The 14,172-nt window shown below is 37.1% G+C and carries 12 protein-coding genes and 1 other annotated feature; all 12 genes read left to right on the forward strand.

The window, feature by feature from the left end; all coding sequences use genetic code 11:
* Nucleotides 1-201: 201 nt before the first annotated feature.
* The 12 genes from HRG09_RS21040 to cysS all read left to right on the forward strand — a co-directional run bounded on the left by HRG09_RS21040 (nucleotide 202) and on the right by cysS (nucleotide 14,170).
* Entirely contained in the window at nucleotides 202-663 is a 462-nt protein-coding gene (locus HRG09_RS21040; protein WP_174102801.1) for a CtsR family transcriptional regulator, read from the forward strand.
* 148 nt (nucleotides 664-811) lie between these two features.
* The gene (gene mcsA, locus HRG09_RS21045; RefSeq protein ID WP_174102802.1) at nucleotides 812-1,360 is read left to right on the forward strand and encodes a protein-arginine kinase activator protein McsA; all 549 of its coding nucleotides are present in this window, start codon (nucleotides 812-814) and stop codon (nucleotides 1,358-1,360) included.
* Between the two features lie 4 nt (nucleotides 1,361-1,364).
* A complete protein-coding gene (mcsB, locus tag HRG09_RS21050) occupies nucleotides 1,365-2,429 on the forward strand; it encodes a protein-arginine kinase McsB (protein ID WP_174102803.1) in 1,065 nt (354 codons plus the stop codon).
* A gap of 22 nt (nucleotides 2,430-2,451) precedes the next feature.
* Nucleotides 2,452-4,887: an ATP-dependent protease ATP-binding subunit ClpC gene (gene clpC, locus HRG09_RS21055; RefSeq protein WP_174102804.1), complete on the forward strand. Its 2,436-nt coding sequence runs from the start codon at nucleotides 2,452-2,454 to the stop codon at nucleotides 4,885-4,887.
* Nucleotides 4,888-4,982: 95 nt separating this feature from the next.
* Entirely contained in the window at nucleotides 4,983-6,359 is a 1,377-nt protein-coding gene (gene radA / locus HRG09_RS21060) for a DNA repair protein RadA (protein WP_174102805.1), read from the forward strand.
* Nucleotides 6,360-6,362: 3 nt separating this feature from the next.
* The gene (disA, locus tag HRG09_RS21065) at nucleotides 6,363-7,436 is read left to right on the forward strand and encodes a DNA integrity scanning diadenylate cyclase DisA (protein WP_174102806.1); all 1,074 of its coding nucleotides are present in this window, start codon (nucleotides 6,363-6,365) and stop codon (nucleotides 7,434-7,436) included.
* Between the two features lie 162 nt (nucleotides 7,437-7,598).
* Nucleotides 7,599-8,717: a PIN/TRAM domain-containing protein gene (locus tag HRG09_RS21070; protein WP_174102807.1), complete on the forward strand. Its 1,119-nt coding sequence runs from the start codon at nucleotides 7,599-7,601 to the stop codon at nucleotides 8,715-8,717.
* A 16-nt stretch (nucleotides 8,718-8,733) separates the two neighbouring features.
* The gene (gene ispD, locus HRG09_RS21075; RefSeq protein WP_174102808.1) at nucleotides 8,734-9,417 is read left to right on the forward strand and encodes a 2-C-methyl-D-erythritol 4-phosphate cytidylyltransferase; all 684 of its coding nucleotides are present in this window, start codon (nucleotides 8,734-8,736) and stop codon (nucleotides 9,415-9,417) included.
* A 106-nt stretch (nucleotides 9,418-9,523) separates the two neighbouring features.
* Complete coding sequence (gene ispF / locus HRG09_RS21080) at nucleotides 9,524-10,000, forward strand: 2-C-methyl-D-erythritol 2,4-cyclodiphosphate synthase (RefSeq protein ID WP_174102809.1); 477 nt, start codon at nucleotides 9,524-9,526, stop codon at nucleotides 9,998-10,000.
* Nucleotides 10,001-10,089: 89 nt separating this feature from the next.
* Complete coding sequence (gene gltX / locus HRG09_RS21085; RefSeq protein ID WP_174102810.1) at nucleotides 10,090-11,547, forward strand: glutamate--tRNA ligase; 1,458 nt, start codon at nucleotides 10,090-10,092, stop codon at nucleotides 11,545-11,547.
* A gap of 48 nt (nucleotides 11,548-11,595) precedes the next feature.
* Nucleotides 11,596-11,842 (forward strand) — a binding site (T-box leader).
* 284 nt (nucleotides 11,843-12,126) lie between these two features.
* Nucleotides 12,127-12,792 (forward strand): serine O-acetyltransferase, encoded by a 666-nt coding sequence (gene cysE, locus HRG09_RS21090; RefSeq protein ID WP_174102811.1) that lies wholly within the window; start codon nucleotides 12,127-12,129, stop codon nucleotides 12,790-12,792.
* Complete coding sequence (gene cysS / locus HRG09_RS21095; RefSeq protein WP_174102812.1) at nucleotides 12,773-14,170, forward strand: cysteine--tRNA ligase; 1,398 nt, start codon at nucleotides 12,773-12,775, stop codon at nucleotides 14,168-14,170. The genes cysE and cysS overlap by 20 nt, the downstream gene beginning before the upstream one ends.
* Nucleotides 14,171-14,172 lie beyond the last annotated feature (2 nt).

A 14,172-nucleotide genomic window follows, 5' to 3' on the forward strand; every position in this document is an offset into this window, starting at 1 on the left:
TATTAAGACGAGTCATTTTGACTCGTCTTTTTTGTATATTTTTTTATTTTATATTAAATTCTATTTCATAAAATATGCACCCCATGATTAAAGGGCAAAAATTTTGGCTAGGATAGTGAAGAAGCAAAAGAGTTGCAAATTTCTTTAATACGTATATAATTAAAGTCAAAGATAGTCAAAGTCAATAAAGGTGGCGGATAAATGAGAAATATATCTGATATCATTGAGCAATATCTAAAGCAAGTTATTGACTTAAGCAATAATAATGTGATTGAGATTAAGAGAAATGAGGTTGCGGACCGATTTGATTGTGTTCCGTCTCAAATTAATTATGTAATCAATACTCGTTTTACGTTAGAAAGAGGATTTGTAGTGGAAAGTAAACGGGGCGGAGGAGGTTACATTCGCATTATCAAAGTCAAATTGCATGACGATATAGACATTATTGATCAAATGCTTCATATGATTGAGCATAGTATTACGCAAGGAAATGCGGAGAGTATTATTATACGATTAGTGGAAGAAGATATTGTAACAAATCGAGAAGCAAAACTTATGCTGAGCGTATTAGATCGATCTGTATTATTAATGGATTTACCCTCTCGAGATGAACTTAGGGCTCGAATATTATGCGCAATGTTAAGAACACTGAAATATAAATAAATACAGCTTTTGTTAAGAAATATTTTTAGCGGTAATTCATTTTATAGTGGGACTTTTTACAGACAAGATTAAGTAAATAAAATAATCTAGTGATGTATAAAAAGTATCATGAGGTAGATCGTTCCTGTTGTAAAGGTGGGGATATAAGATGACTTGTCAAATTTGTAATATAAGACCAGCAGCTTTACATTATACAAAAGTGATAAACGGACAAAAGACGGAAGTTCATCTTTGTGAGCAATGTGCAGAGCAAAATGGCTATACGTCTTTCTTTCAATCACCACAATCTAGTTTTTCCTTTCATGACTTATTAGCTGGATTGTTACATGGAGAACCATCAATGTTTGAAAATCAAGAAGGTGGCTTTTCGGATACAAGGGTGTTGCGATGTCCAACTTGTAATATGACATATAACCAATTTGCAAAAGTGGGTCGCTTTGGATGTGCTTCTTGTTATGAGACGTTTAAGGAACAATTAAAACCAATGTTGAAGAGGCTTCATGGTGGCCATACACAACATCGTGGAAAAATTCCGGAGCGCATGGGAGGAAATATTCATCTAAAGAAAGAATTAGATGAACTAAAACTAAAGTTAAAGCAATATGTACAAAAAGAAGAATTTGAAAAAGCAGCCGAAACGCGTGATCAAATTCGAAGTATTGAAAATCAGCTTAGTGGGCATAGAGAGGGGGAATAATTCTATGTCGCTGGATCGTATTATGAATGAAGCAATTAGCCCGTGGATGAGGGGAGATGGCCCTGATTCTGATATTGTTTTAAGTAGTCGCATTCGTTTGGCTCGTAATTTAAAAGATTACCATTTCCCTATTATGCAAACGGATGAAGAAGCTAAGCAGATTACGAATTTATTTCAAAAGAAGTTTGTAAATCAGAAAGTGAAGGCCTTTGGGCATTTTGAACTATTAAAAATGAATGAACTAAAAACGCTTCAGCGAAGGGTTTTAGTAGAAAAGCATTTAATTAGTCCTAATCTTGCTGGAACAGAATTTGGAGCTTGTCTACTATCAGAAAACGAACATATAAGTGTAATGCTTAATGAAGAAGATCATGTGCGCATTCAATGTTTGTTCTCGGGATTGCAATTATCAGAGGCACTGCAAAGTGCACATAAAATGGATACTTGGATTGAAGAAGCAGTTGAATATGCTTTTGATGAATCGCTTGGCTATATTACGAGTTGCCCTACAAATGTTGGAACAGGATTACGCGCTTCCGTGATGTTACATTTACCAGCGCTTGTTTTAACGAAACGGATAAATCGTATTATACAAGCAATTCAACAATTAGGTTTAGTCGTAAGAGGAATATACGGTGAAGGTAGCGAAGCCTTAGGTAATATATTTCAAGTTTCTAATCAAATGACACTTGGAAAATCAGAAGAAGATATTATAGCAGATTTAGAGAGTGTCGTTCATCAACTTATACAACAAGAGAAAGTAGCTCGAGAATTGATTAAGGAAAATTCAAGTATTGAACTTGAAGACCGCGTATATCGTTCTTATGGTGTATTGGCTAATAGTCGATTAATTCAATCGGCAGAGGCAGCTAATTGTTTGTCAGATATGCGGCTAGGTATTGATCTTGGTTATATAAAAAATATATCAAGAAATATTTTAACAGAGTTGATGGTATTAACTCAGCCAGGAATTTTACAGCAATATGCGGGCGGTCCTTTAAGCCCCGAAGAAAGAGATTATCGAAGAGCAACATTAATCCGTGAACGATTACGAATTGAACAAAATTGAGCGCAAGTAGGAGGCGATTTCTATGATGTTTGGAAGATTTACAGAACGAGCACAAAAAGTATTAGCTTTATCTCAAGAAGAGGCAATTCGCATTGGACATAATAATATTGGGACAGAACATATTTTACTTGGGCTTGTACGCGAAGGAGAAGGAATTGCAGCTAAAGCGCTAATTGCCCTTGGATTAAGTCCAGAGAAGGTACAAAAAGAGGTAGAGGGATTAATTGGTCGTGGAACAGAGATGTCTCAAACTGTTCATTATACGCCACGTGCAAAAAAAGTAATTGAGTTATCGATGGATGAGGCTCGTAAGCTTGGTCATTCTTATGTCGGAACGGAACACATTTTACTAGGATTAATCCGTGAAGGAGAAGGTGTTGCAGCGCGTGTTTTAAATAATTTAGGTGTAAGTTTAAATAAAGCAAGACAACAAGTATTGCAGCTCCTTGGAAGTAATGAAGCTACATCAGGCCATCAAGGTGGTGCATCAGCCAATGCAAATACACCAACACTTGATAGTTTAGCGCGAGATTTGACAGTTGTTGCACGTGAAGGACGCTTAGATCCTGTTATTGGCCGTAGTAAAGAGATTCAACGTGTTATTGAAGTGTTGAGCCGCAGAACTAAGAATAACCCAGTATTAATTGGAGAACCTGGAGTAGGTAAAACAGCAATTGCTGAGGGCTTAGCACAGCAAATTGTAAATAATGAAGTTCCAGAAACATTAAGGGATAAGCGTGTTATGACATTAGATATGGGTACAGTTGTTGCTGGTACAAAGTATCGTGGTGAATTTGAAGATCGCTTAAAGAAAGTAATGGATGAAATTCGACAAGCGGGCAATATTATCTTGTTTATCGATGAACTTCATACATTAATTGGTGCAGGTGGTGCAGAAGGTGCGATTGACGCATCTAATATTTTGAAGCCGTCATTAGCGCGTGGTGAATTACAATGTATTGGAGCAACAACATTAGATGAGTATCGTAAATACATTGAAAAAGATGCAGCATTAGAAAGACGTTTCCAACCAATTCACGTTGACGAACCGAGCTTAGAAGAATCGATTCAAATTTTAAAAGGACTACGTGATCGTTATGAAGCACATCACCGTGTTTCTATTACAGATGATGCAATTGATGCAGCTGTAAAACTTTCGGATCGTTATATTACAGACCGTTTCTTACCTGATAAAGCAATTGACTTAATTGATGAAGCTGCTTCAAAAGTGCGCTTACGTTCTTATACAACACCACCAAATTTAAAAGAACTTGAAGTGAAACTTGAAGAAATTAGAAAAGAAAAGGATGCAGCTGTACAGAGCCAAGAGTTTGAAAAGGCAGCTTCTTTACGTGATATGGAACAACGTTTACGTGAAAAATTAGAAGATACAAAACGTCAGTGGAAAGAGCAGCAAGGAAAAGAAAACTCAGAAGTAACAGTAGAAGACATTGCGAATGTTGTTTCTACGTGGACGCGTATTCCGGTTTCTAAGCTTGCACAAACAGAAACAAATAAATTATTGAATCTGGAATCTATTTTACATGACCGAGTAATTGGCCAAGACGAAGCTGTTGTTGCTGTAGCGAAAGCGGTACGCCGTGCACGAGCAGGTTTAAAAGATCCAAAACGTCCAATTGGTTCATTTATTTTCTTAGGACCGACTGGTGTAGGTAAAACAGAATTAGCAAGAGCGTTAGCGGAATCTATGTTCGGTGATGAAGATGCAATGATTCGAATTGATATGTCTGAGTATATGGAGAAGCATTCTACCTCTCGCTTAGTGGGATCTCCTCCAGGATATGTTGGATATGAAGAAGGTGGCCAATTGACTGAAAAGGTTCGCCGTAAACCATATTCTGTTGTTCTATTAGATGAAGTAGAAAAAGCTCATCCAGATGTATTTAACATTTTGCTGCAAGTACTAGAAGACGGACGGTTAACAGATTCTAAAGGGCGTACAGTTGATTTCCGTAATACAATTGTTATCATGACGTCTAACGTTGGTGCGGAAGCGCTAAAACGCAATAAACATCTTGGCTTTAACGTACAAGATGAAGGCCGTGATTACTCGGATATGAAGGGTAAAGTAATGGATGAATTGAAAAAAGCATTTCGTCCAGAATTCTTAAACCGTATTGATGAAATTATTGTATTCCATATGCTTGAGAAAAAACATATTCAAGAGATTGTAACGCTTATGGTTAATCAACTAGTGAATCGATTAAAAGAACAAGAGATTGAATTAGAGTTAACAAGCAAAGCGATTGAAGCAATTGCTGATAAAGGGTTTGATCGTGAGTATGGTGCTCGTCCACTTCGCCGAGCAATTCAAAAACATGTGGAAGATCGATTATCAGAAGAGCTTCTAAAAGGAGCAATTGAGAAAGGTCAAAAAGTTGTCTTTGATGCTGAAGGAGAATCATTTGTCATTCGCAGTGCAGAAAAGGTAAAATAAGTATAGACAAACGAAGAGGGCTAAATCATAGCCCTCTTTCTTGTACAAGAAGGATACATGTTTACATATGAAAGTGAAGTGAAGTAAAAAATAAAATGGCTAAAAAGAAAACGAAATTTACATGTCAAGAATGTGGTTATCAGTCACCAAAATATATGGGGAAGTGTCCTGGATGCGGGCAATGGAATACGCTTGTTGAAGAGATGGAACAAGTTGTATCATCAAGACGTATTAATTATGCAAATGCGATTCAAACGGAAGTAACCAAGCCAAGGCGCCTTACAGAAGTGGAAACAAAATCAGAGGCACGGATTGAAACAAAATTTCAAGAATTTAATCGTGTACTCGGTGGAGGAATTGTTGATGGATCCCTCGTACTTATTGGGGGGGACCCTGGAATTGGAAAATCAACATTATTACTACAAATATCATCGCAATTAGCAGATTCTTCGTATGATGTATTGTATATATCTGGTGAAGAATCGGCAAAACAAATTAAACTTCGTGCAGATCGTCTACATGTAAACGGGAGTAATTTATTTGTTGTTTCGGAGACAGATTTACAGAGAATTGCGGCACATATTGATGAAATGAATCCTTCCTTTGTTGTCATTGATTCCATTCAAACAATTTATTTACCAGAAGTAACTTCAGCTCCAGGAAGTGTTTCGCAAGTACGTGAATGTACAGCAGAACTGATGAAGCTTGCAAAAACGAAAGGGGTTCCAATTTTTATCGTAGGACATGTAACGAAAGAAGGCGCAATTGCAGGACCACGTATGTTAGAACATATGGTGGATGCTGTTCTTTATTTTGAGGGAGACCGTCATCATACATACCGTATTTTACGGGCAGTTAAAAATCGTTTTGGTTCTACGAATGAAATGGGTATATTTGAAATGAAAGAATTAGGTCTTGCGGAAGTATTAAATCCTTCTGAGATATTTCTAGAAGAGAGACCTGTTGGAGTTGCTGGTTCTACGGTTGTTGCTTCTATGGAAGGAACGAGACCAGTTTTAGTAGAAATCCAAGCGTTAATTTCTCCTACTAGCTTTGGCAATCCAAGAAGGATGGCTACAGGGATTGATCATAATCGGGTATCGCTTATTATGGCAGTATTAGAAAAAAGAGCAGGCTTATTATTACAAAACCAAGATGCTTATTTAAAGGTTGCTGGAGGATTACGATTGGATGAACCAGCAATTGATTTGGCGGTTGCTTTAAGTATTGCATCGAGTTTTCGAGATAAGTCCACGGCACCAACCGATGCTGTAATAGGAGAAGTTGGGTTAACTGGAGAAGTAAGAAGGGTATCGAGAATTGAACAACGAGTACAAGAAGCGGCTAAATTAGGATTTCAGCGCGCCATTATCCCGCGAAAAAATTTAGGGGGTTGGACAATTCCTGACGGGATTGAAGTAGTCGGTGTCTCTAATTTAGGAGAGGCGCTTCGTTTGACATTAGGAGGCTAGGCTATGGAAGAAAACAAGCAACGTGTCAAAAGTATGATTAATATTTTACAGCTTGTTGCACCAGGGACACCTTTGCGAGAAGGAATAGACAATGTACTTCGCGCGCAAACAGGTGGCTTAATTGTCCTTGGATATAACGATCAGATTAAAAGCATTGTTGATGGAGGATTTCATATTAATTGCGCATTCTCTCCTGCTAGTTTATACGAACTAGCAAAAATGGATGGAGCTCTTATTTTAAATGAGACGGGTAGTAAAATTTTAATTGCAAATGCACAATTGGTTCCCGAGTCATCTATTGATTCCATTGAAACAGGAATGCGCCATCGTACAGCAGAGCGTGTAGCGAAGCAAACGGGGAGTCTTGTTGTGGCTATTTCACAAAGACGCAACGTAATTACGCTATATCAGGGAAGTTTACGTTATACCTTAAAAGACATAGGTGTTATTTTGACAAAGGCAAATCAAGCGATTCAAACTTTAGAAAAATATAAGGCAGTATGGAATGATGGTATTACGAATTTGGGTATTCTAGAGTTTGAGGAAGTTGTTACGATGTCTGAAGTGGTCCATGTCTTACATAGTGTCGAGATGGTCCTTCGTATTAAAAATGAAATCCTAAGTTATATTCATGAATTAGGGACGGAAGGTAGACTTATTCGGTTACAACTTACTGAGCTATTGGCAGATTTGGAAGCAGAGGCAGCATTATTAATTAAAGATTACTATCAAGAGAAGACACAGGATCACTATCAAATTTTGAAAAAATTGCAGGAACTTGCCAATACACAACTTTTAGAAGATAGTGATTTAGTGAAATTGCTTGGTTACCCAGGGCAAATGAGCTTAGAGGAAAGTGTTACACCAAGAGGATATAGGATTACAAGTAAAATTTCTAGGGTACCTCCTCTTATTATTGAAAACTTAATTAATCGATTTAAAACATTGCAAGGTGTTTGTCGTGCGAGTATTAACGATTTAGATGATGTAGAAGGAATTGGAGAAGTTCGGGCGAAAAAAATACGAGAAGGTTTAAAACGAATCCAAGAGCATTTATATATGAGTAGACACAATTAAGAATATTACATTGATTTCATAATATAACGACACTAGCGCATTTTTGGTATATGATATGATATATTGGTAAATAAAACAATTTATGAAAAGAGACACGTCCGCTTTTGCATTCGGCGTTTTGATTAGCAAAACAATGGTTAATAATGAGTAGGAGGTGGTTGGATGTTAAAACGGATCGTACAGCTCTTCTTTTTAGTAATCGGGGGAGCATTAGGGATTTATTTAATCCCGAAAGTTATTAATGTATTGGACATTGGAGCGATTCCTTTACTTGAAGGTTCATATGTTCGTGCAATTATTGGTGCAATTATTTTATTCTTAACAACATTTTGGCTCGTAGATTATATTGTTCAGCTTATTAAACATATTGAAGAAGCCCTTGTAAAGGCACCTGTAACAGATGTATTATTTGGTACGCTAGGATTAATTTCGGGTCTTATTGTTGCATATTTAATTTTGATACCAATTCGTGAATTTACAATTCCAGTCATTAGCACTGTATTACAAATCTTCTTTACACTTTTACTTGGTTACTTAGGATTCCAAGTAGGATTTAAAAAGAGAAACGAATTGCTAGGGTTATTTACATTACCACAACGAGGCGGTAAGAAGAAAAATAACAATAGCGAGAATGAAGAGGTTGAAACAGAAACAGGAGTAGAAAAATCTTCAGCTCATTGGAAAATTCTTGATACTAGCGTAATTATTGATGGACGTATTGCTGATATTTGTCAAACAAAGTTTCTAGAAGGAACAATTGTGATTCCTCAGTTTGTATTAGAAGAGTTGCAGCATATTGCTGATTCTTCGGATGCATTAAAGCGTAATAGAGGACGTAGAGGATTAGATATTTTAAACCGTATTCAAAAAGAGATGCCAATTCCGGTAGAGATTTATGAAGGCGATTTCGAAGACATTCAAGAAGTGGACAGCAAGCTTGTGAAATTAGCAAAAATAACTGGTGGTACTGTTGTCACGAATGATTTTAACTTAAATAAGGTTTCTGAACTACAAGGAGTAACGGTTCTGAACATCAATGATTTAGCAAATGCGATTAAACCGGTTGTGCTCCCTGGTGAAGAACTAAGTGTTTATGTTGTCAAAGATGGAAAAGAACAAAATCAAGGTGTTGCTTATTTAGATGATGGTACGATGATTGTAGTAGAAGACGGTAGAGAATATGTTGGTTCACAACTTGATGTACTCGTTACGAGTGTACTACAAACATCTGCTGGTCGCATGATTTTTGCAAAGCGTAAGTTATTAGAAAAAGCATTATAAGTAGAGGATTATTAGCATGTATACATTAATTATTCCGGCTGCAGGCCAAGGGAAGCGAATGGGTGCTGGTAAAAATAAATTATTTTTACTTATTAATGAAGTTCCTATTATTGTGCATACATTACGCGCCTTTGAAAAAGATAAAGCATGTAAAAATATCGTTATAGCAATTAATAAAGAAGAACGCCCTTATTTTGAAGAGTTAATACGGAAGTATCATATTCTGAAGGATGTGCAGTTTATTCAGGGCGGAGCTGAAAGACAAGATAGCGTGTATAACGCTGTTCAACATGTGAAGGATGTTGATTACGTTCTTGTACACGATGGGGCACGTCCATTTGTAACGAATAAAATGATTCGTGCCGTATTAACTACAGCGAAGCAGAAGGGTGCTTCTATTTGTGCAGTGCCTGTTAAAGATACGGTAAAAAAAGTAGAACAGAATACGGTTGTTGAAACAGTTGAACGTTCTCAATTAAGAGCGGTACAAACACCACAAGGGTTTTCGGTTCCTCTTTTACTAGAGGCGCATAGGAGTGCGAAGCAAGGGTGCTTCCTCGGTACAGATGACGCAAGTCTTGTAGAACGTATAGGAAAAGAAGTAGGCGTAGTAGAGGGTAGTTATTACAATATTAAAGTGACAACACCAGAAGATTTATTAATTGCTGAAAGTTTCCTGCGTGTTCAGAAGGAACAATAGTGATAGTATAATATTAAGAAAAGCTCGGTAATTACCGAGCTTTTCTTAATAGATTCATCGACATAAGGTCATGAGTCGCAGTAGTTTAGCTTAAGGAGGATATAAAATGTTTCGAATTGGACAAGGTTTTGATGTACACGAATTTGCAGAAGGTAGACCGTTAATTATCGGTGGAATTACGATTCCATATGAGAAAGGTTTATTAGGTCACTCAGATGCAGATGTACTTTTACATACAATTGCTGATGCATGTTTAGGAGCGATTGCTGCAGGCGACATCGGAAAACATTTTCCAGATACAGATCCTGCCTTTAAAGATGCAGATTCAGCTGTGTTATTGCAAAAAGTTTGGGAGTTTGTACGTAACCAAGGATATGAATTAGGTAATTTAGATTGTACAATTATTGCGCAGAAGCCAAAAATGGCCCCACATATTGAAAGTATGCGTAAGCGTATTAGTGAACTATTAGAAACTTCTATAGACAATGTGAATGTGAAGGCGACAACCACTGAAAAATTAGGATTTACAGGGAGAGAAGAAGGGATTGCTTCTCAAGCCGTTGTATTATTACAGAAAAAATAGTTGTTTTTGATTCGCAAGATGGATAATCATATTTTTTTGGTGTACAATTATAGAATGTGTTGACATTAAGAATGGAAGGTGTACCAATTATGGAAAAGCAAGTGAGAGTGCGCTATGCGCCAAGTCCAACAGGACACTTACATATCGGAAATGCGCGTACGGCATTATTTAATTATTTATTTGCTCGTCATCAAGATGGTAAGTTTATTATTCGTATTGAAGATACTGATGTAAAACGTAACGTTGCTGGTGGTGAAGAAAGCCAATTAAAATACTTGAAATGGCTCGGCATGGACTGGGATGAAGGTGTTGATGTTGGTGGCGAATATGGACCATATCGTCAAACAGAACGTTTAGGTATTTATAAAAAGTTATATGAAGATTTACTAGAGCGTGGTTTAGCTTATAAATGTTATATGACAGAAGAAGAGTTAGAAGCAGAGCGTGAAGGACAAATCGCTCGTGGTGAAACACCTCGTTATGCTGGTAATCACCGTGATTTAACGGAAGAACAAATCAAGCAATTTGAAGCAGAAGGCCGCATTCCAAGTATTCGTTTCCGTGTACCAGCTGACCGCGACTACACATTTAAGGATATCGTAAAAGATGAAGTTGCTTTCCACTCAAATGACTTTGGTGATTTTGTTATTGTGAAAAAAGATGGTATTCCAACTTATAACTTTGCGGTAGCAGTAGACGATCATTTAATGGAGATTACACATGTTCTTCGTGGTGATGATCATATTTCTAACACGCCGAAACAAATGATGATTTATGAAGCATTTGGATGGAATATCCCGCAGTTTGGTCATATGACATTAATCGTAAATGAGAGTCGTAAAAAATTAAGTAAACGCGATGAATCTATTATTCAATTTATTGAGCAATATAAAGAGCTTGGATATCTTCCAGAAGCAATCTTTAACTTTATCGCATTACTAGGTTGGTCACCAGTTGGTGAAGAAGAAATCTTCTCTAAAGATGAATTTATTGAAATGTTTGATGCAGCTCGTTTATCAAAATCACCTGCATTATTCGATTCTCAAAAACTTAAATGGATGAACAACCAATATATGAAAAAGCAAGATCTAGATGCTGTTGTCGCATTAAGCTTACCGCATTTAGTGAAAGCTGGTCGTGTAAGTGAAAACTTAAGTGAACAAGAACAAGCTTGGGTTCGTGATGTAATTGCTTTATACCATGAACAAATGAGCTTTGGAGCTGAAATTGTAGAGCTTTCTGACATGTTCTTTAAAGATCATGTAGATTATGAAGAAGAGGGACAAGAAGTATTGAAAGGTGAACAAGTACCTGAAGTACTTCGCGCATTTGCAGCAGGATTAGAAGCTTTAGAAGAAGTGGAGCCAGCAGCAATTAAGAAAGCAATTAAAGCTGTTCAAAAAGAAACGGGTCATAAAGGGAAAAACTTATTTATGCCAATTCGTGTGGCAACTACTGGCCAAACACATGGACCAGAACTGCCAAATGCAATTGCACTTCTTGGAAAAGAAAAAGTTTTAAATCGTATTCGTAAAGTAATTGGTTAACATTTAGCGAATTTAGAAATATAATAAGAATACTTTAAAATCTAATAAAGGAAAGCGACGAGAAGGAGAAGTAAAAAATCAGGCTTTTTACAGAGAGAACCACCTTTTGGCTGGAAGTGGTTTATAAGCGGGTTTTTGAAATGCCCCTTCGAGTCTTCTGCTGAACAACGAAGAGTTTCGGGGAACGTCATAAGACGCAAAGTAAGCAGAAGCGGTATAAACCGTTATCATGATGAGTTTGAGGCTGTATTTAGGCCTAAACAGAGTGGAACCGCGCTTATAAGGCGTCTCTGTCAATTTGACAGAGGCGTCTTTTTTTATACCATGTAAATAAGGTGAGGGTATAAGTTTTTGTACAGATGGATAAAGCCTAGGTAACAAATAAGATTTTAATTGGTGGTTATTTTCTTTATTTCTCACTAATTATGAACGTTCACTAATCGGACCTTTACGGATGGTCTATCTCTAAATTAACTCTTTTGTTGTTGTTAAATGTTGAGGTGGAAGTAGGATTGTCCGCGAATAGCGAGGTAAATCAGTTCACTCAGAAAAGTAGCCCATAAAGGGGAGGGGACATCGATGTTTAAGAGGCTTCGAGAAGATATTGAAGTCGTTTTTGAACAAGATCCAGCGGCGCGAAGTTATTTCGAGGTCATTTTAACTTACTCTGGATTACATGCAGTTTGGGCACACCGAATTGCACATGCCTTTTATAAACGGGATTTTTTCTTTATTGCACGTTGGATTTCACAAGTTAGTCGTTTCTTTACCGGTATTGAGATTCATCCGGGAGCCACAATTGGTCGTCGTTTTTTTATTGATCATGGTATGGGGGTTGTTATTGGGGAGACGTGTGAAATCGGAGACAATGTAACAATTTATCAAGGAGTTACATTAGGTGGTACAGGGAAAGAAAAAGGAAAAAGGCATCCAACAATCCAAGATAACGTACTTATTGCGACTGGCGCAAAAGTACTCGGATCCATTACAGTTGGGGAGAATTCTAAAATTGGTGCAGGATCTGTTGTATTGAAAGAAGTTCCTGCGCATTCGACAGTTGTAGGTATACCTGGTCGAGTCGTAATTCAAAATGGAGTAAAGATAGGTCAGGAATTGAACCATTCAGATCTGCCAGATCCAATTTTTGATAAATTAAAAGTGATGGAAGCTGAACTTGAGAAATTAAAAAAGCAACTGGGAGTAAAAGTGGAAAGGAAGGATGAAAATGACTATTCACATTTATAATACGTTAACACGTGAGAAAGAGGAGTTTGTTCCTTTAGAAGAAAATAAAGTGAAGATGTATGTATGCGGACCGACAGTATACAACTATATTCATATCGGAAACGCAAGACCGCCTATGGTATTTGATACAGTACGTCGCTACCTGGAGTATAAAGGCTATGAAGTGCAGTATGTTTCCAATTTTACGGATGTAGACGATAAGTTAATTAAAGCAGCAAATGAATTAGGAGAAGATGTTCCGACAATTGCAGATCGCTTTGTTGAAGCGTACTTTGAAGATGTAACTGCATTAGGTTGCAAGCGCGCTACGGTTCATCCTCGTGTAACAGAAAATATGGATATCATTATTGAGTTTATTGAGGAACTTGTGAAAAAAGGATATGCATATGAGTCTGAAGGCGATGTTTATTACAAAACAAAGGAATTTGAAGGTTACGGTAAATTATCACATCAGCCAATTGCAGACCTGCGCCATGGTGCACGTATTGAAGTTGGGGAAAAGAAACAAGATCCGCTTGATTTTGCCTTATGGAAGGCAGCGAAAGAAGGAGAAATCTTCTGGGAGAGCCCTTGGGGCAAAGGTCGTCCAGGATGGCACATTGAATGCTCTGCAATGGCGCGTAAATATTTAGGTGATACAATTGATATTCATGCTGGTGGGCAAGATTTAGCATTCCCTCACCATGAAAATGAGATTGCACAATCAGAAGCATTAACTGGAAAAACATTTGCACGTTACTGGATGCATAATGGATATATTAATATTAACAATGAGAAAATGTCTAAATCATTAGGGAACTTCATTTTAGTTCATGACATTATTAAGGAATATGACCCGCAGTTAATTCGTTTCTTTATGTTATCTGTACATTATCGTCATCCAATCAACTTTAGTGAAGAGTTATTACAGAGTACAAATAATGGATTAGAGCGCATTAAAACAGCTTATGGTAACTTAAAGCACCGTATGGAAAGTAGCACAGATTTAACAGACCATAATGAAAAATGGTTAGCTGAAATAGAGAAATTCCAGTTAGCATTTGAAGAAGCGATGAACGATGATTTCAATACAGCAAATGCAATAACTGAGTTATATAATTTAGCAAACCATGCAAATCAATATCTATTGGAAGAACATACATCAAAAGCTGTAATTGAGGCGTATGTAAAACAGTTTGGAACGTTATTTGGTATTTTGGGATTAGAGTTAACAAAAGAAGAGTTGCTTGACGAAGAGATTGAGGCATTAATTCAAAAACGTATTGAGGCTCGTAAAAACCGCGACTTTGCACTGTCTGATCAAATTCGTGATGATTTAAAAGAGCGTAATATTATTTTAGAAGATACCGCCCAAGGTACAAGATGGAAAAGAGGATAAGC

Source organism: Bacillus sp. Xin1, from assembly GCF_013314535.1.
Lineage (GTDB): Bacteria > Bacillota > Bacilli > Bacillales > Bacillaceae_G > Bacillus_A.